At 72.1% G+C, this 20923-nt stretch carries 21 protein-coding genes; 13 read left to right on the forward strand and 8 right to left on the reverse strand.

Annotation, left to right across the window (positions count from 1 at the left end; all coding sequences use genetic code 11):
* The first annotated feature begins 48 nt into the window (after positions 1 to 48).
* Positions 49 to 249 (forward strand): hypothetical protein, encoded by a 201-nt coding sequence (locus AB0I71_RS18115; protein ID WP_357585967.1) that lies wholly within the window; start codon positions 49 to 51, stop codon positions 247 to 249.
* Between the two features lie 51 nt (positions 250 to 300).
* Here the strand turns inward: AB0I71_RS18115 and AB0I71_RS18120 are convergent, their stop codons facing one another.
* The gene (locus tag AB0I71_RS18120) at positions 301 to 1011 is read right to left on the reverse strand and encodes a TIGR03089 family protein (RefSeq protein ID WP_357585968.1); all 711 of its coding nucleotides are present in this window, start codon (positions 1009 to 1011) and stop codon (positions 301 to 303) included.
* Between the two features lie 150 nt (positions 1012 to 1161).
* Between AB0I71_RS18120 and AB0I71_RS18125 the strand changes: the two genes are divergently transcribed.
* Together AB0I71_RS18125 and AB0I71_RS18130 are read left to right on the forward strand one after the other, a co-directional pair.
* The gene (locus AB0I71_RS18125) at positions 1162 to 2307 is read left to right on the forward strand and encodes a glycosyltransferase family 1 protein (protein WP_357585970.1); all 1146 of its coding nucleotides are present in this window, start codon (positions 1162 to 1164) and stop codon (positions 2305 to 2307) included.
* 49 nt (positions 2308 to 2356) lie between these two features.
* Positions 2357 to 3448, forward strand: a complete 1092-nt coding sequence (locus tag AB0I71_RS18130) for a sugar phosphate nucleotidyltransferase (protein WP_357585972.1) — start codon at positions 2357 to 2359, stop codon at positions 3446 to 3448.
* On the opposite strand, the gene AB0I71_RS18135 is transcribed toward AB0I71_RS18130, so the two are convergent.
* Positions 3417 to 4016, reverse strand: a complete 600-nt coding sequence (locus tag AB0I71_RS18135) for an NUDIX domain-containing protein (protein ID WP_357586217.1) — start codon at positions 4014 to 4016, stop codon at positions 3417 to 3419. The two genes, AB0I71_RS18130 and AB0I71_RS18135, sit on opposite strands and share 32 nt — an antisense overlap.
* A 356-nt stretch (positions 4017 to 4372) precedes the next feature.
* Here AB0I71_RS18135 and AB0I71_RS18140 point away from each other — a divergent pair, with 356 nt between their 5' ends.
* Positions 4373 to 5365 carry a winged helix-turn-helix domain-containing protein gene (locus tag AB0I71_RS18140; protein WP_357585974.1) on the forward strand — a complete coding sequence of 331 codons (993 nt, stop codon included), beginning with the start codon at positions 4373 to 4375 and terminating at the stop codon, positions 5363 to 5365.
* Between the two features lie 23 nt (positions 5366 to 5388).
* Here AB0I71_RS18140 and AB0I71_RS18145 read toward each other — a convergent pair whose 3' ends face one another.
* A complete protein-coding gene (locus AB0I71_RS18145) occupies positions 5389 to 6477 on the reverse strand; it encodes a coenzyme F420-0:L-glutamate ligase (RefSeq protein WP_357585976.1) in 1089 nt (362 codons plus the stop codon).
* Positions 6474 to 7481, reverse strand: a complete 1008-nt coding sequence (gene cofD, locus AB0I71_RS18150) for a 2-phospho-L-lactate transferase (RefSeq protein ID WP_357585979.1) — start codon at positions 7479 to 7481, stop codon at positions 6474 to 6476. Before cofD ends, AB0I71_RS18145 begins: the two co-directional genes overlap by 4 nt.
* Positions 7482 to 7578: 97 nt before the next feature.
* Here cofD and AB0I71_RS18155 point away from each other — a divergent pair, with 97 nt between their 5' ends.
* The 6 genes from AB0I71_RS18155 (at position 7579) to AB0I71_RS18180 (ending at position 14515) form a co-directional block, all read left to right on the forward strand.
* Positions 7579 to 8730 (forward strand): hypothetical protein, encoded by a 1152-nt coding sequence (locus tag AB0I71_RS18155; RefSeq protein ID WP_357585981.1) that lies wholly within the window; start codon positions 7579 to 7581, stop codon positions 8728 to 8730.
* Positions 8731 to 8804: 74 nt separating this feature from the next.
* Positions 8805 to 11366: a bifunctional FO biosynthesis protein CofGH gene (locus AB0I71_RS18160; RefSeq protein ID WP_357585983.1), complete on the forward strand. Its 2562-nt coding sequence runs from the start codon at positions 8805 to 8807 to the stop codon at positions 11364 to 11366.
* 156 nt (positions 11367 to 11522) lie between these two features.
* Complete coding sequence (locus AB0I71_RS18165; protein WP_357585985.1) at positions 11523 to 11807, forward strand: hypothetical protein; 285 nt, start codon at positions 11523 to 11525, stop codon at positions 11805 to 11807.
* A gap of 215 nt (positions 11808 to 12022) precedes the next feature.
* The gene (locus AB0I71_RS18170; protein WP_357585987.1) at positions 12023 to 13417 is read left to right on the forward strand and encodes a DUF4331 domain-containing protein; all 1395 of its coding nucleotides are present in this window, start codon (positions 12023 to 12025) and stop codon (positions 13415 to 13417) included.
* Between the two features lie 17 nt (positions 13418 to 13434).
* Positions 13435 to 13785, forward strand: coding sequence for a phospholipase (locus tag AB0I71_RS18175; RefSeq protein ID WP_357585989.1), 351 nt, complete (start codon positions 13435 to 13437; stop codon positions 13783 to 13785).
* Positions 13786 to 14257: 472 nt separating this feature from the next.
* Positions 14258 to 14515, forward strand: coding sequence for a WhiB family transcriptional regulator (locus AB0I71_RS18180; RefSeq protein ID WP_013731688.1), 258 nt, complete (start codon positions 14258 to 14260; stop codon positions 14513 to 14515).
* Positions 14516 to 14581: 66 nt separating this feature from the next.
* On the opposite strand, the gene AB0I71_RS18185 is transcribed toward AB0I71_RS18180, so the two are convergent.
* On the reverse strand, positions 14582 to 15031 hold the full coding sequence (locus AB0I71_RS18185) for a metallopeptidase family protein (RefSeq protein ID WP_099847483.1): 450 nt from the start codon (positions 15029 to 15031) through the stop codon (positions 14582 to 14584).
* Positions 15032 to 15183: 152 nt separating this feature from the next.
* On the opposite strand from AB0I71_RS18185, the gene AB0I71_RS18190 reads away from it, so the two are divergent.
* Complete coding sequence (locus AB0I71_RS18190) at positions 15184 to 15561, forward strand: DUF3499 domain-containing protein (protein WP_204011217.1); 378 nt, start codon at positions 15184 to 15186, stop codon at positions 15559 to 15561.
* A gap of 138 nt (positions 15562 to 15699) precedes the next feature.
* Here the strand turns inward: AB0I71_RS18190 and AB0I71_RS18195 are convergent, their stop codons facing one another.
* Both AB0I71_RS18195 and AB0I71_RS18200 read right to left on the reverse strand, forming a co-directional pair.
* Positions 15700 to 17076 carry an FAD-dependent oxidoreductase gene (locus AB0I71_RS18195; RefSeq protein WP_357585992.1) on the reverse strand — a complete coding sequence of 459 codons (1377 nt, stop codon included), beginning with the start codon at positions 17074 to 17076 and terminating at the stop codon, positions 15700 to 15702.
* A 66-nt stretch (positions 17077 to 17142) separates the two neighbouring features.
* Positions 17143 to 18489: an aspartate aminotransferase family protein gene (locus AB0I71_RS18200; protein ID WP_357585994.1), complete on the reverse strand. Its 1347-nt coding sequence runs from the start codon at positions 18487 to 18489 to the stop codon at positions 17143 to 17145.
* Positions 18490 to 19238: 749 nt separating this feature from the next.
* On the opposite strand from AB0I71_RS18200, the gene AB0I71_RS18205 reads away from it, so the two are divergent.
* Both AB0I71_RS18205 and AB0I71_RS18210 read left to right on the forward strand, forming a co-directional pair.
* Positions 19239 to 20012 carry a helix-turn-helix transcriptional regulator gene (locus AB0I71_RS18205; RefSeq protein ID WP_357586219.1) on the forward strand — a complete coding sequence of 258 codons (774 nt, stop codon included), beginning with the start codon at positions 19239 to 19241 and terminating at the stop codon, positions 20010 to 20012.
* On the forward strand, positions 20003 to 20197 hold the full coding sequence (locus AB0I71_RS18210; protein ID WP_357585996.1) for a DUF397 domain-containing protein: 195 nt from the start codon (positions 20003 to 20005) through the stop codon (positions 20195 to 20197). Before AB0I71_RS18205 ends, AB0I71_RS18210 begins: the two co-directional genes overlap by 10 nt.
* Positions 20198 to 20213: 16 nt before the next feature.
* Here AB0I71_RS18210 and AB0I71_RS18215 read toward each other — a convergent pair whose 3' ends face one another.
* The gene (locus AB0I71_RS18215; RefSeq protein WP_357585998.1) at positions 20214 to 20726 is read right to left on the reverse strand and encodes an Lrp/AsnC family transcriptional regulator; all 513 of its coding nucleotides are present in this window, start codon (positions 20724 to 20726) and stop codon (positions 20214 to 20216) included.
* Positions 20727 to 20923: the final 197 nt, after the last annotated feature.

Consider the following 20923-nt stretch of genomic DNA (forward strand, 5'->3'; position numbering starts at 1 on the left):
CGTTGGGTAGTCATTGCTGACGGTGACGGTGACGGTGACGGTGACAACGTGACGGTGGCGGCGACAATGATGACGGTCGCGGTCGCGGTCGCGGTCGCGGTCGCGGTCGAGGTCGCGGTCACGGCCACGGCCACGGCCACGGTGACCCTGGCGGCGACGGCGACGGCGACGGCGGTCACGGCGGTGACGGTCGTCGGGCGGTGGCGGCAACGGTGGCGGCAACGGTGGCGGTCACGGCGACGGCGGTGACGGTGGCTGTCGTCGGGTGGCGGCGGCTTGGTGAGCGGACTGGCGGGCGGTTCAGCCGAGGGTGCGGGTGGTCCGCTCCGTCGACTGCCGGTCGGCCAGGCGGGCCGGGTCCGGATGGGCGCAGAGCACCAGGGTGGCGCCCGCGCTGAGCGGGGCCAGCAGCCAGTCGAGTGGGTCCGGGTGCCGGTCGACATCCACCAGGAGCCGGTCGCCTGGGGAGATGCCGAGCTCGGTGGCGCGGGCGGTGGCCCGGGCGCGCAGCGCGGTGTGGTCGGGACCGCCCGGCGGGTACGCAGTGAAGTGGTCGCCGTGAGCGCGTACCTCGGTCACATAGTCGGCGAAGCCCGCCGGTACCTCACGCAGCGGTAGCGCGAACGGGTGCAGTGCCAGCGCGTACCGGTCGCCCGCCGACCAGACGTCGGCCTCGGCGGCGCGGTCGGCGGTGGCGAAGAGCACGTCCACCTCGCCTGGGCGCTCGGCGAGCGTCAACCCGGCTGGCCGGACCGCCAACCCCGCCGACCAGCAGCCGAGCAGCACGGCGGCGCTCTGCCAGTGCGGCGGTAGCAGCACCGCCGCGGTGCCGCCCGGCCCCAGGGCCAGTTCGTCGACGAGCAGGTTGGCCGTCTTGGCCACCCAGTTCGCCAGCGTCGCGCCGGAAAGCTCGGTGCGTTCGCCGGTCGCGTCGTCGTACCAGGTGAGCAGCGGGCGGTTCGGGTCGGTCGCGATCGCATCGGCGAACACCCGGGCAATGTTGTCGGCCATCGGCGCGAACGATACGCGCCCGGCGGCCGTACTCGATGACAGCGACAAGTCGGCGTACCGTCGGGTCGCAGTCAGCGTCCGTGCCCGGCTCCGGCGTAGGCTTGCCGGAGTGTTGTTCCCCACAGTCCCGCCACCGCAAGGAGTCGCCCCGTGACCGCCGGTCGCCCGCCCCGCGTGCTCATCGACGCCACGAGTGTTCCCGCCGATCGCGGCGGCGTCGGTAGATACGTCGACGGTCTGCTCGGTGCCCTCGGCAAGGTGTGCGGATCGGCGGTGGACCTGGTGGTGGTCAGCCTCCGCACCGATCTGGAGCGTTACCGCCGGATGCTGCCCGGCGCGGAGATCATCCCGGCGCCCGCCGCGGTCGCACACCGGCCGGCCCGGCTCGCCTGGGAGCAGACCGGCCTGCCTCTGCTCGCCCAACAGGTCGGTGCCGAGGTTCTGCACTCGCCCTTCTACACCTGCCCGCTGCGGGCCGGCTGTCCGGTCACCGTGACGGTGCACGACGCGACGTTCTTCACCGAGCCGGAGCACTACGACAAGTCCCGCCGCACGTTCTTCCGCAGCGCCATCAAGACCTCGCTGCGGCGCGCGGACCGGGTGATCGTGCCCAGCAAGGCCACCCGCGACGAGCTGATCCGGCTGCTGGACGCCGACCCGACCCGGATCGACGTGGCTTACCACGGCGTGGACCACGACGCCTTCCACGCGCCGGGCGACGAGGAGAAGGCCCGGGTCCGTGCTCGCCTGGGTCTCGGCGGCAGCAGCTACGTCGCGTTCCTCGGGGCCAAGGAGCCCCGCAAGAACGTGCCGAACCTGATCCGTGGCTGGGCCCGGGCGGTCACCGACCGGCAGGACCCGCCCGCACTGGTGGTGGCCGGCGGGCAGGGGCACGACGACGACATCGACCGCGCGGTGGCCGAGGTGCCCTCCCACCTGCGGTTGCTGCGTCCGGGCTACCTGCGCTACGGCGACCTGCCCGGCTTCCTCGGCGGGGCTCTCGTGGCCGCGTACCCCTCCTACGGTGAGGGGTTCGGGTTGCCCATCCTGGAGGCGATGGCGTGCGCCGCCCCGGTGCTCACCACCCCCCGGCTCTCGCTGCCCGAGGTCGGCGGCGACGCGGTGGCGTACACCAGCGAGGACCCCGACCAGATCGCCGCCGACCTGGCCGCGCTGCTCGACGACGAGCCACGTCGGTTGTCGCTGGCCAAGGCGGGCTTCGACCGGGCGAAGGAGTTCACCTGGGGGTCCAGCGCCGAGGTGCACATCGCGGCATGGACCAGGGCACGGGCCTGACGCCGGCAACCGAGCCGCCCGGTCCGGGCGGTTCGGGCATGATGTCCTGGTGATCTATGTCGTCATTCCGGCCGGTGGCAGTGGCACAAGGTTGTGGCCGCTGTCCCGCGCCGGCCATCCCAAGTTCCTCCACCCGTTCACCGGCACGTCCGCGTCCCTGCTCCAGGCGACGGTCGAGCGGTTGGGGCCGCTGACCACCCCCGAACGCACGATGGTGGTCACCGGGGCCGCGCACGCCGCGGCCGTGGCCCGCCAGCTCACCGGTCTGCCGGAGGAGAACATCCTGGTCGAACCGTCGCCACGGGACTCCTGCGCCGCTATCGCGCTGGCCGCGGCGGTGATCGCCGTACGCGATCCGGACGCTGTCATGGGCTCGTTCGCCGCCGACCACCTGATCGGCGACCCGCAGCGGTGGGTGGACACCGTCCGGGAGGCGGTCCGGGGTGCGGAGCAGGGGCTGCTGATGACGGTCGGGATCACCCCGACCCGGCCGGAGACCGGCTACGGATACCTGCGGACCGGCGAGCCCGTCGGCGGCGGCCCGATGCGCCCGGTGGTCGAGTTCAAGGAGAAGCCGAGCGCGGACGTGGCCGAGACGTACCTGCGGTCTGGCCACTACCTCTGGAACGCCGGCATGTTCGTCTGGCGGGTGTCGGCGTTCCTCGCCGAGTTGGCACGTCAGCAGCCCGACCTGCACGCCGGGGTCACCGCGATCGCGGCGGCGTGGGGCTCCGACGAACAGGACGACGTGCTCGGTGCGGTCTGGCCCACGCTGACGAAGATCTCGGTGGACTACGCGGTGATGGAGGGCGCGGCCGCGGCCGGCCGGGTGGCGACCGTACCCGGTGACTTCCGGTGGAACGACGTGGGTGACTTCCACACCCTCGGCGAGGTTCTGCCGGCGGACAGCGACGGCAACGTGGTGCTCGCGGGCGACGCCAAGACCGAGGTGCTGCTGCGCGACAGCAGCGGCATGGTGGTGGTGCCCCAGGCCGGTCGGCTGGTGGCCGCCGTCGGCGTGCGGGACCTGATCGTTGTCGACACCGTGGACGCGTTGCTTGTCTGCCCGCGCGACCGCGCTCAGGACGTGAAGTCGATCGTGGACGAGCTCAAGAGACGGGGTGAGGACAAGCTCGTCTGAAGGCTGCCAGGCCCGGTGTGACGAGCCGGGCCGTGCCGCCGGCCAGCGGATGCGGTAGGCGCTCCGGTGAGAACCAGCCGAGCGCCTCCGACTCCACGCTCACTCGTTCCGCAGCACCGGCCGGGGCGAAGAGGGCGAAGCGGACGTCGTGGTGCAGCGACCCGCCCTGGCAGGCCACCGGGTGCACGTCCACGTCGATCGGCGTCGGATCGATCCGTAGCCCGGTGATGCCGGATTCCTCGGTGGCCTCCCGCAACGCCGCGCCGGCCAGCGTCCGGTCGCCCGGCTCGCAGTGCCCGCCCAACTGCACCCACTTGTGGAACTTTCCGTGCAGGCAGAGCAACACCTGGGTGCCGGTCGCGTCGAACACCAACGCGCTGGCGGTGATGTGGCCGGCCCGGTGCTCGCGGCTCATCGCGATCGGCCCGGCGTCGAGCAGGCCGAGGGTACGGTCGCGGGCCTTCGCCGCGTCCGGGCTGGTCGGCGTCCAGTCGGTGAGTACCGCCACCGCGTCGGCGTGCAGCGCTGGCCAGCCGTCCGCGTCGCCGCGCGGGGATTCGTGCACCATTCGGGGCGTCGACAACTGCCGCTCCTTTCGTCCGGGCCAGCGTACGGGTGCTGGTGGGTACGCCGGTGCGGTGTGCCGGAGCTGCGGGGGGGTGCCGAATCTGGGCCAGGGAGATCGGGCGGCACCCCCTGCGGAATCTGAGCCGCAGACCCTCGTATGGTGCCGCCCGTTCTCGGGCACCCAGTGGGGCGGACACGTTCGACGTGGGTCGCCCCCTGTGGCACGGGAAGCATGGCGGATTCACGTGACGGGCGTCGAGGTCTTTTAGCTGAGGCTTAACTGACCGAGGCCGACGGGGCCGGGTAGAGTTCGAAGGTCGCCGGGTGCCCCCCCAGCCGGGCGACGGGAGTGTGCCCATGCTGAAGATTCATTTCTCCGGCGAGGACATCCTCCGGACCCGGGTGGCTCCGGCGGCTGATCCGGTCTGGGAAATGGTGCTGAGCCTGCACCTGTTGCCCGGACGCAGCCGGGACCCGTTGCTGGCCGGCTGGCGCCGCGAGGTCTCGCGAGGGCTGCGCCGCGAGGTGGACGCCGACGCGCTGCGGCTGCTGTCCACATTGAGCCCGCCCCGCGGCTACTTTCCCGATTTCCTCACCCCCTACGAGAGCGTGCACGGGTTCGAGGCCGGGATGGAAGCGCTGCGGCGTACCCCGGTCACCCTGCTGCAACGCGATCTGACGCTGCTCGCCAACAACAACCGGAACCTGCCCGTCGGTGTCGCCGCCCTCGCCCGGGGTGAGCCGGAGGCGCTGACCCGGCTGACGGAGACGATGGGACGCTACCGGGAACTCGCCCTCGGCCCCTACTGGACGCGGGTCCAGGGTGCGGTGGAGGCCGATCGCGCCCGCCGCGCCCGGGCCATGCTCGACGGCGGCATCGAAGGGCTGCTGACCACGCTGCGGCCGGGCCTGCGCTGGGAGTCGGGCGTGCTGGAGATCCCCGCCTACCCGCGGAGCCGGGAACTGCACCTTCAGGGACGAGGGTTGCTGCTGGTGCCGTCGTTCTTCTGCGCGAACACGCCGGTCGCGCTGCTCGACCCGGAACTACCGCCGGTGCTCGTCTACCCGGTCGACAAGCTGGGTGGGCTGACCGGGGAGGTGCCCGGGGCGGGCGATACCGGCCGGGAGTCGTTGGCCGCGCTGCTCGGCCGCACCCGCGCGGCGGTCCTGGCCGCCAGCGACGACGGCTGCACCACAGGCGAGCTGGCGCGCCGGTTGCGCATCTCGGCGGCCGCGGCCAGCCAGCACACCACAGTGCTGCGGAACGCGGGGCTACTGGTCAGCCACCGTGACCGCAACACGGTCCTGCACACCCTCACTTCCCTCGGCCGCGCCGTCCTCAACCCCTGACGTCCCAGGCGCGGGAGGGTGAGTCAGAGGGCGAGGGTGGCGGCGGCGGTGGTGCCGCTGGGTGGGGGAAGAAGTTGGGAGGGGACGCCCGCTGCCGCGAGGGCGGTGCGCAGGCGCTGCACGTCCGTGCCGAACCGGACCAGTTGGACCGGGCCCACCGGGGTGGGTGGGGAGCAGAGCACCAGACCGGTGGCGCGGGCCGGCCAGCCCGGCACGATGGCGACCAGCGCACCGCGTACGCCTTCGTCGGTGACCTGGGTGAAGACCGTGCCGGGCGCGATCACACCGGCGACCGAGGAGATCGCCCGGTCGACGGCGGCCGGGTCGGGTGCGACCTCGCCCGGGTGGTCCGGCAGGGTGGCGGCAGCCGCCAACCCGGCGGCCGTCGCCTCGGCGGTGCCGAGCGAGAACAGATCCATCGAGGCGTCCCGGACCAGGACCCGGGCACCCTCGCCGTCACCCGACAGCGGCGGCGTCAGGTAGCCACGGATCACCGCGACCGGCATCTGGTCGCACTTGCCCTTGATCAGCTCGCCGGCCCCGGCCAACTCGTCGATCACCGCCATCTGGGTCAGCACCAGCTCGTTGCCGTAGGGGTCGACCTCGCCCCGGTGGTCGCGGATGGCGTCCATTCCGGCGACGCCGAGGGCCACGTCGGTCAGCCCGTTCCGCCAGGGGCGACCCATGGTGTCGCTGACGACGACCGCCACGTCCACGCCGTACCGGTCGCGCAGACCGGCACGTAGCGCGCGGGCTGAGGCGTCCGGATCCTCCGGCAGCAGCACCAGCCGGGTCTTGTCGACGTTTGAGGCGTCGATACCGGCGGAGGCCATCACGAAGCCGTGGCGGGTCTGCACGATCCGGGTCGGGCCGCGCGCGGCGACCACCCGTACCGTCTCCGCCGCCAGCACCTCGTCCCGGACGGCCTGCCGATCCGGGCCGTCGGCTGGCACATCGACCAGCCGCCCCTCGGACTTAGAGATGATCTTGCTGGTCACCACCAGCACGTCCCCGTCGCGCAGCCAGGGTGCCGCGGTCCCGATCAGGACCGCCAGGTCGTCACCCTCGGTCACGTGCCCGATGCCGGGCACCGGCAGGATCTCCAGTTTCACGTCAACTCCACCGCGGCGCGGACCATCGCCGCCGTCGCCGCCTCGTCGGTCATCCGCAACGGCACCGCACGTACCGTCACGTCCGGCACCACCGTTCCGGCGTCCTCCTCGGCCACCAACCAGCCGTCGAGCAGACCACCGGTGGCCCGGCCGCCGTACAGCCCGCCGACCCCGGCTGCTGTGCACTCCACGCCGACGACCGCCAGGCAGCGGTCGGCCATGCCGCGTACCGGCGCGCCGCCGATGATCGGCGAAACGCCCACCACCGGGGCGGGACCGTCCGTCACCGCCTCGCGCAGCCCCGGTACGGCCAGGATCGGTGCGATGCTGACCACCGGGTTGCTCGGTGCCACGAGCACCACGTCGGCACCGGCGATCGCCTCCGTGACGCCCGGTGCCGGCTTCGCCGACTCCGCCCCGACGAAGACGAACCGGTGGGTCCGGATCTGTGCCCGGTACCGCACCCACCACTCCTGGAAGTGGATCGCCCGCTGACCACCGTCGGCGGCAGCGGGGTCCGGCGCGCTCACGGCGTCGGCACCGTCCGCGACCGGGTCAGCCTGGCCGCTGACGATCGCGTGCGTCTCCAGGCGGTCGTCGGTCGCGGGCAGCAGGCGTACGCCGGGCTGCCAGCGGGTCGCCAGCGCCGCGGTGACCTGGTGCAGCGGATAGCCGGCGTCCAGCATTGTGGTGCGGACCAGGTGGGTGGCGATGTCCCGGTCACCCAGCCCGAACCAGCTCGGCTCGGCGCCGTACGCCGCCAGCTCGTCCTTGACGGTCCAGCTCTCGTCGACGCGCCCCCAGCCCCGTTGCGGGTCGGCACCGCCGCCGAGGGTGTACAGCACACTGTCCAGGTCCGGGCAGATCCGGAGCCCGTGCAGCCGTAGGTCATCGCCGACGTTGACCACCGCGGTCACCTCGGCGCCCACCTCGCGGGCGTACGCCCGCACCCCGAGCAGGAACCGGGCACCGCCGATTCCGCCGGTCAGAACCACGATGCGCATCAGCCCATCCTCGCCTACGTGACGCCTGCGGCAGCCAGGTGCCCCGGGAGACTAGGCTCACGTCGGCATCTGTCCGCTTTCGCCCCAGGGAGAGTTCGTGACCAGCCCCGCCGAGCCCCCGCCCACCGACCCGACCCCGGCCCGACAGGTGACCGGGCCGCTGCGTGAACTCGTCGCCCTCGTGCTCCTGGGCGCGAACGCCGTCTTCCTCTTCGTGGGGCTGATCCGGCTGCTGACCCCGCAGGGCGCCTACAGCACGGTGACCGGGCGTGCCGCCAGTTCGTTCTTCGCCTTCATCGGCATCGAGGCGGTCGTCCTGCCGGTGCTGGCGGTACTGCTGGCCACGCATCTGGCGCCGACCGTCGGACGGGCGAAACTGATCACGCAGGTGGCGTTGATCGAGTACGCGGTCAGTGCCGTACTCGGCGGTCTGACCCTGCTGATCTGGGTGGTCGGCCGGCTGGCCGAGGCGCAGCTGTTCGATGCCATGACCGGCCTGCTCACCCGGGTCGCCTGGGTGGCGCTGTTCGCGGTGGCGGCCTATCTGGTCTGGAGTGTGTGGCAGCGGCTCTACCACGTGCCTCGGCCCAAGCCCGAGCCCGGCCTGTACGGCACGCCGCAGCAGGGCTGGCCGCAGCCGGGTGGCCCGGGTCAGTTCGGTGGCCAGCCCGGCCAGCAGGGCGGCTGGACGCCCCCCGGCCAGCCGGGCGGCTGGGGTGCTGACCGTCCCGCCACCGGCTATCCGGCTGGCTACCCCGGTGCCGGTCACCCGGGCGGGGGCCAGCCGAACCAGCCCGGCGTCGGCCAGCCCGGCGGCTACCCGACGGGCGGCCCGACCCAGGGCGGCCAGAGCTACCAGGGCGGTCAGGGCCACCAGGGCGGCCAGCCGGGTTGGCCACTCGCGGGTCAGTCACCTTCCGCCGGGGGGCCGCCCGAGTCCCCGCACACCTGGCCGCCGCACGGCCAGCCGGCGGTACCACCGCAGTCGGCGGCGCCGTCCTCGCCGGCCGCACCGCCGTTCGGGCAGCCGGCCTCGGCCGACCCGACCCAGAGCATCCCGCGCCAGGGCGACCCGGCCGGGACCACTCCGCGTCAGGGTGCCGAGCCGACCCAGGCGATCCCGCACCAGAGCGCCGAGCCGACCCAGGCGATCCCCCGACCGGGCGACGCCGACCCGTCGGTGCGCCGGTCCGGTGACGCGGAGGCCGACCGCACCCAGCGGATCGACCCGGGCGACCAGCCGGGCTGAGCAGGGGTCGTCAAGGCCAGTGCGGTTGCCCACGGGCGGGGGCCGGACCGGACCGCAGCGCATAGGCTGAGCGGATGGTTGATCAGAGCGAGCGCGGGCCGGGTGACGGGGGCGTACGACGGGCGCTGCGCCGCGCTGCCACCGGGCGGGCGCTCGACGTCGACGAGGCGTCGACCCTGCTGACCGCCCGGGGCGCGGCCCTGGAGGAACTGCTCGGCATCGCCGGTGGGATCCGCGACGCGGGTCTGCGGGACGCCGGGCGGCCCGGCGTGGTGACGTACTCGAAGAAGGTCTTCATTCCGCTGACCCGGCTCTGCCGGGACCGCTGCCACTACTGCACCTTCGCCACGGTGCCGCACCGGCTGCCGGCGGCCTTCCTCGACCGCGACGAGGTGCTGGCCATCGCCCGGGCCGGCGCCGAGCAGGGCTGCAAGGAAGCTCTGTTCACCCTCGGTGACCGGCCGGAGGAGCGCTGGCCGGCCGCCCGGCAGTGGCTCGACGAACGGGGCTACGGGTCCACCCTGGACTACCTGCGGGCCTGCGCCGTGGCGGTGCTGGAGGAGACCGGCCTGCTGCCGCACCTGAACCCGGGCGTGCTCTCCTGGGCGGAGCTGCAACGGCTCAAGCCGGTCGCGCCGAGCATGGGGATGATGCTGGAAACCACGGCCACCCGGCTGTGGTCCGAGCCCGGTGGCCCGCACTACGGCTCCCCGGACAAGGAACCGGCGGTGCGGTTGCGGGTGCTCGACGACGCCGGACGGGTAGGCGTCCCGTTCACCACAGGCATCCTGATCGGTATCGGCGAGACGCTCGCCGAGCGGGCCGACGCCATCTTCGCGATCCGGCGTGCCCAGCGCGAGTACGGCCACCTCCAGGAGGTGATCGTGCAGAACTTCCGGGCCAAGCCGGACACGGCGATGCGCGGGATGCCCGACGCCGAGCTGCACGACCTCGCGGCCACCGTGGCGGTGGCCCGGGTGCTGCTGGGCCCAAAGGCCCGCGTGCAGGCGCCACCGAACCTGATCGCCGGCGAGTACGACCTGCTGCTGCGGGCCGGTATCGACGACTGGGGCGGTGTCTCACCGGTGACCCCGGACCACGTCAACCCGGAGCGTCCCTGGCCGCAGCTCGACGAACTGGCGGCACGTACCGCGGCGGCCGGCTTCGTTCTCCGGGAGCGGTTGACCGTCTACCCGGAGTATGTCCAGGCCGGCGAGCCGTGGCTGGACGCACGACTGCTGCCGCACGTGACGGCGCTCGCCGATCCGGCGACCGGGTTGGCGGTCGAGGCGGCCCGTCCGGTGGGACGGCCGTGGCAGGAGCCCGACGAGACCTTCGGTGGGCGGACCGACCTGCACGCCACGATCGACACCGCGGGGCGTACGGACGACCGGCGGGGCGACTTCGACCACGTCTACGGCGACTGGGCGGAGGTCGCCGCGAAGGCGGCTGTGCCGCCGGCGCGAGCGGGCGGCGAAGACGGTCCGGGGCCCGGGGTCGGGAGGCAGGCCACCGCCGGCTCCGGCGACGCCGACCTGCGGGCCGGGCTGCGGTTGGCCGCGGACGACCCGGCGGCGCTGCTGGAGCCCCGGCACACCGAGGCCGCGCTGGCGCTGTTCGGCGCGGACGGAGCGGCCCTGGACGAGCTGTGCCGCACCGCCGACGAACTGCGTCGCTCCGCCGTCGGTGACGATGTGACCTACGTGGTCAATCGCAACATCAACTTCTCGAACGTCTGCTACGTGGGCTGCCGGTTCTGCGCCTTCGCCCAGCGGGAACGGGACGCCGACGCGTACCGGCTCTCGGTGGAGCAGGTCGCGGACCGGGCGCAGGAGGCGTGGCAAGCCGGCGCCGGCGAGGTCTGCCTCCAGGGCGGCATCGACCCGAAACTGCCGGTGACGATCTACGCCGACCTGGTCCGGGCGATCAAGGCCCGGGTGCCGGAGATGCACGTGCACGCCTTCTCCCCGATGGAGATCGTCACCGCCGCCGCCAAGGCCGGCGTGTCGGTGCGGGAGTGGCTGGCCGGGCTGCGCGAGGCGGGACTCGACACCATCCCGGGCACCGCGGCGGAGATCCTCGACGACGAGGTGCGCTGGGTGCTCACCAAGGGCAAGTTGCCGGCCGCCGCCTGGGTCGAGGTGGTCAGCACGGCCCACGAGCTGGGCATCCGGTCCAGCTCGACGATGATGTACGGCCACGTCGACCATCCCGCGCACTGGTTGGCCCACTTCCGGGTGCTGGCCGGGGTGCAGGACCGCACCGGCGGGTTCACCGAGTTCGTGGCGCTGCCGTTCGTGCACACCAACGCCCCGATCTACCTCGCCGGCATCGCCCGGCCCGGGCCGACGTGGCGGGAGAACCGGGTGGTGCACGCGATGGCGCGGGTGCTCTTGCACGGCCGGATCGACAACATCCAGTGCTCCTGGGTGAAGCTCGGCGACGCCGGTACGGCGGAGCTGCTGCGCAGTGGCTGCAACGACCTGGGCGGCACGCTGATGGAGGAGACGATCTCGCGGATGGCCGGATCCGGCAACGGGTCGGCGCGTACCGAGGAGCAGTTGCGCGCGATCGCGGCGGCAGCGGGCCGACCGGCGCGTAGGCGGACGACTGCGTACGGTCACATCGCGGCCTAGGGTCGAACCTTCGCCCGCCGAGGGACGTACCTGTCGATGCCGGCGGCGGCACGGCGAGGACCGCCGCCGGCACCCCTCAGGGGGCCCCGGCGTGGTCTGTCGTGACCCCCGTCCGTCATCGCCGGCGCCTGCGCGCCGCCGCCGGAAAGGTCGACCATGATCACTGAGAAGCGTAAGCGGCGTTTGCCGAAACTGACCCGCCGGCAGACGATCACCGCCGCGGCCAGTGCCACCCTCGGCGCCGCCGCGCTCGCGGTGCCGGGGCTGTCCCTGGCCGGTGACGGCGACAAGGGTGCGGCGGCCGGCCCCGACGAGACGATCGTCGTGCACCTGCGCGACGCCCGGTCCGGAATCATGGACGTCTTCGTCGGTCAGTCCCGCGTCGAGGTACGTGACCGTGGCCTGGCGGACCGGCTGCGTCGCGCCGCCGCCCGGCGCTGAGCCCGTGCTGGTCCGCCCGCGCGCCGTGCCGGCCGCTTCGCCCGTCACCGACCCGCCCGTCGTCACCGAGCGTGTCGACCCGCACGTCGTGCCTCGCCGCCGACGCTGAGCGTTCCCGCTGGCCCGCCGCAGTGCGCGGGTACGGCGTTCTCGGCGGGCCCCGGCGCCCGGCCGACCATCCGATTGACTCTTTCGCCCAGTGAGGTGGGTCCGTCATGTCTTCACACCGCGAGGCACCGGAGATCGCCAAGGATCCGGTCGCCGATTCATCCGACCTGTACGCGTTCGTCACCCCGGACCGTCCGGAGACGGTGACGCTCATCGCCAACTACGTGCCGTTGCAGTTGCCGTCCGGCGGACCGAATTTCTTCGAGTTCGGCGACGACGTGCGGTACGAGATCCACATCGACAACGACGGTGACGGGCAGCCGGACGTCACCTACCGTTTCGAATTCACCACCGAGATCACGAACCCGAACAGTTTTCTCTACAACACCGGGCCGATCGATTCGCTCGACAGCGAGAACTGGAACCGGCGGCAGTTCTACAGCCTGACCCGGATCACCGGTGGCAAGGAAGAGCGCCTGGCCCGCAAGCTGCCGTGCCCGCCGTGCAACGTCGGTCCACTGTCCACGCCCGCGTACGGAGAGTTGGTGCGGCAGGCCACCTTCAAGCTCTCCACCGGGGAGCGGGTCTTCGCCGGCCAGCGCGCGGACGGCTTCTTCGTCGACCTGGGCGCGATCTTCGACCTGGGTACGCTGCGGCCGTTCCAGCAGCTGCACGTCGCCGGGAAGAAGATCTTCCAGGAGGCGGGGGAGCCGGTGAACGCCACCGACCGGCTGAACGTGCACAGCCTGGCGTTGCAGGTGCCGGTGGAGCGGCTGCGCCGCCGTGCCGACCGGTACCACTGGCAGGAACCCGCCTCGGTCATCGGGGTGTGGACCTCGGCGTCCCGCCGGCAGGTGCGGGTGCTCGGCGACCGGGTGGCGGCCGACACCAACGCCGGGCCGTTCACCCAGGTGTCCAGGTTGGGCAACCCGTTGTTCAACGAGGTCATCGTGCCGATGGCGCAGAAGGACCTGTGGAACACCCTGCCGCCGTCGGAGGACAAGCGGTTCGCCCAGTTCGTCGAGCGGCCCGAACTGGCCGCCCTGCTGCCGGTGCTCTACCCGGACGTCTTCCCCAACCTGGACAAGTTGAACAGGTCGAAGAAGGCCCGCGCGGACCTGGTCGCCATTCTGCTCACCGGCATCCCGGAGGGACTGATCGACGGCTTCACCAACAACACCGGGGACCTCCAGGCCGACATGCTGCGGCTGAACACCGCGATCCCGCCGGCCCGCCGGCCGAACCGTTTCGGCGTACTCGGCGGCGACCTCGCGGGCTTTCCGAACGGTCGGCGGGTGACCGACGACGTGGTGACCATCGCGCTGCGCGCGATCGCGGGGCTGACCGTGCCGCTCGTGGACCGGAAGTTCCAGCCGGACGAGGCGGCGGGGGCGGTGACGCCGGGACTCAGCGCGGCCGACGTGACAGCGCCGTTCCTGCGCAACTTCCCGTTCCTCGGTACGCCCTACGACGGGTTCAACAATCCATCGGCGCAGTCCTGACGCTGGAGGTGGGAGAGATGACCGGACACGAGCATTCGCACACGTACGGCCCCTCGGGAACCGGGACCGTGGTCCTCGACCTGGGTGGCGACACCGGTGCACTGATCATCTACACCGGACGACAACTGCTCGGGCGGGAGATCGAGGTGAGTCGGGCCGATCGCGACGGTGACCCGCGGACGCACTCCGCCGTACGGGAGCGTCGGGTCCAGGACGGCACGTTCCACAGTGCCGTCTATCCGGATCTCCCGGCAGGCGTGTATACCGTTTGGTGGGACAACGACACGCCCGTCGGGTCGGTCACTGTCGCCGGCGGCGTGGTCGCCGAGTTCGCCTTGCCTACCAGCGCAATCACGTCGACCGACTGAGTCGCCGGAGCCGCTACCAGCCGCGTCCCGTCCACATTGTGGGCGGGACGCGGTCGTCGTTCACCCGCTCGGCGGGCGGGGTCGGCGAAGTCGGGATAACCTTGCGGATCAAGATCAACGGATCTTGGTGGATGGCTTCCCCGGCGTCGGCGCGAAGCTCGGTCACTCCTGTGGCGCTCGGCGCGCCACGGGAGAAAACTCGGGCAACTCGCCGGGGAGGGCGTTACTCGGCCGGGGTCTGAATCGATAGGGCAGGGCGAGACCGGGTGGTACGGACGGCCGTCCGGACGCGTGTCGGGAGGGCGACTCCATTATCAAGTTTGGCTTGACGGCGCACGCATTACACGCGTGTAATTTGAATGGGGTTGTTCGCACGGAACGCACGATAACCGGACCGGACGGACAAAAGCACGCCTTTCGCGTGGGGGGTTGCAGCGGCGACGACGCCGGTGCGCGACAAGGAGGCAACTGAATGGACGGCCAGCTCGAGGCGGCCGACCTGCTCGGAAACGCGCCGGAGTGGCAGGAGCGGGCACTGTGCTCGCAGACCGACCCGGAGGCGTTCTTCCCCGAGAAGGGCGGCTCGACCCGCGAGGCGAAGCGCATCTGCTCGCGGTGCGAGGTCAAGACGGAATGCCTCGAATACGCTCTCGGCCACGACGAGCGGTTCGGGATCTGGGGTGGGCTCTCCGAACGGGAGCGGCGCAAGCTCAAGCGCCGGGCGGCCTGATCCGACGTGGGGGGGCGGGACGGTTGGGGACCGTCCCACCCGGACCGGCCGGCGCGCCGGCCGTGATCAGGCCAACTCGTCCGGGTCGACGCCGAGCAGGTTCGCCACCTGCTCGATGATGACGTCGTGGACCAGATCGGCGAGATCCTCCCGGTCCATGGCCCGGAATTCCAGCGGCCGCCGGTACAGCACGATCCGGGGCGGCACCTCCTGACGGCCGGGCCGACCGGGCAGCAGCCGGGCCAGCGGCACCTCGCCGTCCTCCAGGACATCGGAGTCGTAGACGTTCAGGTCGGGCGGGACGTCCTCGACGGCGAACTCCACCCCGGCCAGCTCCTTGGCGAACCGACGCTCCAGCGTCTCGACGGTGTCCAGCACCAGGTCGTCGAAGATCTCCGCCTTGGTCCGGGCCAGCGGCACGGTGGCCGGCACCAGCCGCCCACGCAGGCCGCGGCCGTGCCGGTCGCGGTGCGTCCGCCGGCCGGTGCCGGGGCGGCGGTTCTCCGGGCTCGTCATGAGCCAAAGAGTAGCTTCCGGTCCGCTTCCGGCCGCGTCAGCGCCGACCACGTGGCGCGTTGCGGCACCGGACGGGAAATGTGATCACCAAGACGGGCGTGTCGTAACGCGAACCGGTGCGCCGGAGCCGGTAATGGAGATACCCTGCGCCGGTGAGGTCACCACGGCGCTGCTCCCGCAACGGCTGCCCCCGGCAAGCGGTCGCCACGCTGACCTATGTCTACAACGAGTCGACAGCGGTGGTGGGCCCACTGGCCGCCTTCGCCGAGCCGCACACGTACGACCTCTGTGAGCCGCACGCCCGTAGCCTGACCGCCCCGCGCGGCTGGGAGGTGGTCCGGCACGAGGGTGAGTTCGAGCCGCCGCCGCCCACCACCGACGACCTGGTGGCGCTCGCCGAGGCGGTCCGCGAGGCCGCCCGCCCCGCCCCCCGTCCTCCCCAGGACGACCAGAACCACCCCACCGCACCCCCCGCCGGTTCCCCCACCTCCCGCCGCGGCCACCTCCGCGTAATCCCCCCCACCCACTAACCCCCCAGCCCGCGCGCTGCCCGCGCGGCCGCGCTGCCCGTCCGCGCGCTGACGCGCGTTGATCATGAGGTTAGCGGCGTTCTCGATCTCTAAAACTGCCGCTAACCTCATGATCAACGCGGGTGGGCGCGGGTGGGGTCAGGGGTTTAGGAGGCGGGAGAAGGCGGCGGCTCGGCGGGAGGGGCGGTTGCGGCGGGATTCGGCTTCGTCGGCCGAGGACATGACCCGGAGGCCGGCGTTGATCGCGAGCCAGCGCAACGGTTCCGGCTCCCAGCGCGGGGAGCGGTGGTTGACCCACGGCAGGCGGGTCAGCGCGGTGCGCTCGCCCCGGATCAGGTCGGCCAGCGTACGCCCGGCCAGGTTGCTGCTGCCCACCCCGTCGCCGACGTATCCACCGGCCCAGGCCAGCCCGGCGGCCCGGTCGTAGCCGACCGAGGCCGACCAGTCCCGCGCCACCCCGAGCGGCCCGCCCCAGGAGTGGGTCACCGGCACGTCCGGCCCGAGGGTCGGGAAAAGCTCGCCGAGCGTACGCCGCAGTGCGGCGAAGACCCGTGGCTCCCGGTCGAAGTCCGGGTGTACCCGTGAGGCGTAGTGGTATGGCGCGCCCCGCCCGCCGAAGGCGAGTCGTCCGTCGGCGGTGCGTTGGCCGTAGATGATGACGTGCCGATGGTCCGAGAAGGTCTCCCGCTCGGCGAGCCCGATCCGCGCCCAGGTCGACGCCGGCAGCGGTGCCGTCGCGACCATCAGCGAGTAGACCGGCGCGATGGCCCGTCGGTGCCCCGGCAGGCTCGGCGTGTACCCCTCGGTCGCCCGCACCACCACCCGTGCGGTGACCGTGCCGGTCGGGGTGACCGCCGCGCCAGGGCGGATCGCGGTCACCGGGGTCCGTTCGTACAGGCTCACCCCGAGCCGCTCGACCGCCCGGGCCAGGCCGCGTACCAGCCGGGCCGGGTGCAGCGCGGCGCAGTGCGGGGTGTACGTGGCGGCCCGTACCCCCTCGGCGGCGCAGCGGGCGGTGGCCTCGTCCGAACCGATCAGGTCGAGGTCGTCGGGACCGAAGCCGAACTGCCGCGCCTCGGCCACCGCCGCGCGGGCCCGGTCCAGTTGTGGTCCGCTGCGGGCGAGCACCACGGTGCCGCCGTACGACCAGTGGCAGTCGATGCCCTCGGCCGTGACCACCCGGCCGACCTCGCGCACCGTGTCGTGCATGGCCCGTTGCATGGCGACGGCCGCGTCCCGGCCGTGCCGGCGGGCCAGTCCGGTCAGCGACGTCGGAAGCAGTGCCGAGCACCAACCGCCGTTACGGCCGGAGGCTCCGTAACCGGCCACCTGCCGTTCCAGGATGACGATCCGCAGCGTCGGATCGGCCCGGGCCAGGTAGTACGCCGTCCACAGCCCGGTGTAGCCGGCGCCCACGATCACCACGTCCGCGTCGGTGTCCCCGGCCAGCGCGGGGCGCGGCGTGAGCGGATCGTCCGTTGTGGACAACCAGTACGACAGATCGTGGTAACGCACGTCCACTCCTGACGGTCTCGGCTGGCCGGGCCGAGCCCGCACCCGGCGGCTGACCCGTGGCGACTCCTAGAGCCGGGACCAGGCCTCGGTGAGCACGGTCCGCAGGATCTGCTCCATCTCGTCGAACTGCTGCTGCCCGGCGATCAGCGGCGGGGCGAGCTGCACCACCGGGTCGCCCCGGTCGTCGGCGCGGCAGTAGAGCCCGGCGTCGAACAGGGCGCTGGAGAGGAAGCCCCGCAGCAGCCGCTCCGACTCGGCCTCGTCGAACGTCTCCCGGGTGGTCTTGTCCTTGACCAGCTCGATGCCGTAGAAGTAGCCGTCGCCCCGGACGTCGCCGACGATCGGCAGGTCGTGCAGCTTCTCCAGGGTGGCGCGGAACGCCTCCTCGTTGGCGCGTACGTGCCCGACCAGGTCCTCCCGGGCGAAGACCTCCAGGTTGGCCAGGGCCACCGCGCAGGAGACCGGGTGCCCGCCGAAGGTCACCCCATGGGCGAACATGCCGGTCTCGGTCAGGAACGGCTCCATCAACCGGTCACTGGCGATCATCGCGCCGAGCGGGGCGTAACCCGAGGTGATGCCCTTGGCGGTGGTGATGATGTCGGGCTGGTAGCCGTAGCGAAGGGCGCCGAAGTACTCGCCGAGCCGGCCCCACGAGCAGATCACCTCGTCGCTGACCAGCAGCACGTCGTACGCGTCGCAGATCTCCCGGACCCGCTCGAAGTAGCCGGGCGGTGGCGGGAAACAGCCGCCGGAGTTCTGCACCGGCTCCACGAAGACCGCCGCCACCGTCTCCGGCCCTTCCCGCTCGATGGCGCGGCCGATCTCCTCGGCGGCCCACCTGCCGAACGCCACCGGATCGTCACCGTGCTCCGGTGCCCGGTAGAAGTTCGTGTTCGGCACCTTGATGCCCCCCGGCACCAGCGGCTCGAAGTCGGTCTTGATGCCCGGTAGCCCGGTGATCGACAGCGCGCCCATGGAGGTCCCGTGGTACGCGATGTATCGGCTGACCACCTTGTGCTTGGTCGGCTTGCCGACCCGCTTGAAGTACGCCCGGGCCAGCTTCCAGGCCGCCTCGACCGCCTCGGAACCGCCGGTGGTGAAGAAGACCCGGTTCAGGTCGCCGGGGGTGAGCGTGGCGATCTTCTCAGCCAGCTCCACAGCCTTCGGGTGGGCGTACGACCAGAGCGGGAAGTAGGCCAGCTCGCCGGCCTGCTTGGCGGCGGCCTCGGCCAGCTCGGTGCGCCCGTGACCGGCGTTGACCACGAACAGCCCGGCCAGCCCGTCCAGGTAACGGCGGCCCTGTGCGTCCCAGACGTACGCACCTTCGCCGCGCACGATCGTCGGCACCTCTGCCGCGGAGTAGCTCGCCATCCGGGTGAAGTGCATCCAGAGGTGGTCGGTGGCGTTGGCCATGTCAGCCCCATCGGGTCTCGGGCCGGTCAGGGGTCACCGGCCGCTCGTTCCACGGTTATCCCACAGTCCTACGCCTCGAAGCAAGTGCTATCGGTTGACGATCGACGAATACGCAACGAATTTGACGTTGGTAGTGCTGCTTCGACAACGGAATCCGCACCTGGTCCCGTCGGCCGTCGCGCCCCGGTCCTCGTGGCGGGCGCGACCAGGGGAGAGGTGCTCGGTCGCCGTTGTCGGCGGGCCGGGAGGGGTGTGCCGGCCTGGTTGCTGGCGGCCGGGTAGGGGGTGTTCGGGCCTGCATGCTGGCGGCCGGGCAGGGGTGTTCCGGGCCTGGTTGCTGGCGGGGTCCGGGAGCGGTGCTCGCTGGCGCAGCCGCGCAGAAGCTGCGGGAGCCGGCCGTGCACGGGGAGCAGAGCCAGTCCTCGAGGGCGCCCGGATCGGGTGTCTCCTGCGCCCCCTTGCTCTGCTTCACCGCACGCACAGGATCCCGGCGGAAACCGTTGCGCGGGTTGAAGCAGAGCAAAGGGGGGCGAGGTGGCGGTGGGTTGCCGCCTGGCCTGTCCGTTCGTCGGCTGCCACCAAGGGGGCCGACCGCGATCACTGCCGTCTCCAGGGCGTCTCCGGGGCATCTGGAGCGCATCTGAAACGCGCGAAACAGTCCTGACCGCAACACGTCGGCGGTGAGCGGACACGGCCACCCGTGGTGACTAGCGTGCGCCGGAGTGTCACGCGAACCAGGGAAGGGTGCGATGGGCAACGAGGTGCTGCGGGTGGCGATGGCGGACAAGGGTGAGACGGTCGAATCCCTGGCCGGGAAGGTGGGCGTCGACCCGAAGACGACCGCGCGCTGGCTGGCGGACGGGCGGATCCCGCATCCGAGGACCAGGATCGCGGTGGCCAACCTGCTCGGGCGCAAGGCCGCGGAACTCTGGCCGGAGCCGTTCCGCCGCCGGGATCTGCCCTGGTTCCGGGAGTGGGCGGAACTGGAGCAGGACGCCCGGTCCATCCGGTCGTACCAGCCGCTGCTCGTGCCGGGACTGCTCCAGACCGAGGCGTACGCCCGGGCGGTGCTGGCCACCGGCGGCCTGCTGGCGTCGACGGAGGTCGAGGAGATCGTGGCGGCGCGGCTGGCCCGGCAGTGGGTGCTGGAGCGGGAGGTTCCGCTCCAGTTCGTCGCGGTGCTCGACGAGGTGGTGCTGCGCCGGCCGGTCGGCCACGATCCGGGCGTGATGGCCGGGCAGTTGGCCCACCTGGCCGCTCTCGGCGAGCGGGAGTGCGTGCAGGTCCGGGTGATTCCGGCGGAGAGCCCGTGGCACACCGGCCTGGCCGGGCCGTTCGTGCTGGCCAGGATGCCGGACGGTGCCGAGGTGGCCTATCTGGACAATCAACTGCGCGGTCAGGTGGTGACCGAGAGTGCGGACCTTGCTAGCCTGGGCGCGAGATGGGAGAGCGTCACCGGTGAGGCGCTGCCCCGTCGACGGTCCATCGACCTGATCAGGGAAGTGGCGACCACATGGAGCTGACCGACGCCCGCTGGCGTACCGCCACCCGCAGCAGCAACAACGGCGGCGACTGTGTCGAGGTGGCCGACAACCTGCCCGGCCGGGTGCTGGTGCGCGACAGCAAGGATCGCACCGGCGGCACCCTGGCCTTCACCCCGCCCGCCTGGCGCGCCTTCGTCGCCGCGGCTCCGCACTCGTCCGTCTGATCGTTCGGCGGTCGGGTCAGGCGGTGCCCCAGCTGTAGGTCTGCTTGCGCAGCTTGAGGTAGACGAACGCCTCGGTCGACAGCACCCCGTCGACCGCGCGCAACCGTTGCAGGATCTCCAGCAGGTGCTCGTCGTTGCGGCAGACCACCTCGGCCAGCAGGTCGAACGAGCCGGCGGTGATCACCACGTAGTCGACCTCGTCCAGCTCGGCGAGGCGGTCGGCGACGCTCTCCAGGTCGCCGTCGGTGCGCAGCCCGATCATGGCCTGCCGGGGGAAGCCCAGTTGGAGCGGGTCGGTCACCGCGACGATCTGCATCACCCCGGCGTCGAGCAGGCGCTGCACGCGTTGGCGTACCGCCGCTTCGGAGAGCCCCACCGCCTTGCCGATTGTGGCGTACGGGCGGCGGCCGTCCTCCTGCAACTGCTCGATGATCTGCTTTGCCACGTCGTCGAGCAGGGCGTGGCTGGCACCCTCGCGCACGCTGACCCGGCGTCCGCCGTTGCCGCTGTCCTGCTGCCGGTTCGTCATCGACCGCTCCCCATGCCCGTCACCGGGTGAGCCTAGCGTCATCAGTCACTCTGGCGTAATTCGTCGTCGATAGCTATCCAGGCAACGGAATCCCTTGTGAGTGAGGTTTCCTCATGTCAGGATCAGTCGTCATATCGCCACTGACCCTCCAGCCCCCAGCCGGCGCGCCCACCCCCGTCCCGCCGCCGACGATCACC

Origin of the sequence: Micromonospora sp. NPDC049891, assembly GCF_040660295.1 — a bacterium.
GTDB lineage: Bacteria > Actinomycetota > Actinomycetes > Mycobacteriales > Micromonosporaceae > Micromonospora.

Coding starts and splice junctions, on each gene's coding strand:
- AB0I71_RS18120 (WP_357585968.1), bottom strand. CDS start 1,011: ATGGCCGACAACATTGCCCGGGTGTTCGCCGATGCGATCGCGACCGAC.
- AB0I71_RS18135 (WP_357586217.1), bottom strand. CDS start 4,016: ATGGTGCACGAATCCCCGCGCGGCGACGCGGACGGCTGGCCAGCGCTG.
- AB0I71_RS18140 (WP_357585974.1), top strand. CDS start 4,373: ATGCTGAAGATTCATTTCTCCGGCGAGGACATCCTCCGGACCCGGGTG.
- cofD (WP_357585979.1), bottom strand. CDS start 7,481: ATGCGCATCGTGGTTCTGACCGGCGGAATCGGCGGTGCCCGGTTCCTG.
- AB0I71_RS18160 (WP_357585983.1), top strand. CDS start 8,805: ATGGTTGATCAGAGCGAGCGCGGGCCGGGTGACGGGGGCGTACGACGG.
- AB0I71_RS18165 (WP_357585985.1), top strand. CDS start 11,523: ATGATCACTGAGAAGCGTAAGCGGCGTTTGCCGAAACTGACCCGCCGG.
- AB0I71_RS18170 (WP_357585987.1), top strand. CDS start 12,023: ATGTCTTCACACCGCGAGGCACCGGAGATCGCCAAGGATCCGGTCGCC.
- AB0I71_RS18175 (WP_357585989.1), top strand. CDS start 13,435: ATGACCGGACACGAGCATTCGCACACGTACGGCCCCTCGGGAACCGGG.
- AB0I71_RS18180 (WP_013731688.1), top strand. CDS start 14,258: ATGGACGGCCAGCTCGAGGCGGCCGACCTGCTCGGAAACGCGCCGGAG.
- AB0I71_RS18185 (WP_099847483.1), bottom strand. CDS start 15,031: ATGACGAGCCCGGAGAACCGCCGCCCCGGCACCGGCCGGCGGACGCAC.
- AB0I71_RS18200 (WP_357585994.1), bottom strand. CDS start 18,489: ATGGCCAACGCCACCGACCACCTCTGGATGCACTTCACCCGGATGGCG.
- AB0I71_RS18205 (WP_357586219.1), top strand. CDS start 19,239: ATGGGCAACGAGGTGCTGCGGGTGGCGATGGCGGACAAGGGTGAGACG.
- AB0I71_RS18210 (WP_357585996.1), top strand. CDS start 20,003: ATGGAGCTGACCGACGCCCGCTGGCGTACCGCCACCCGCAGCAGCAAC.
- AB0I71_RS18215 (WP_357585998.1), bottom strand. CDS start 20,726: ATGACGAACCGGCAGCAGGACAGCGGCAACGGCGGACGCCGGGTCAGC.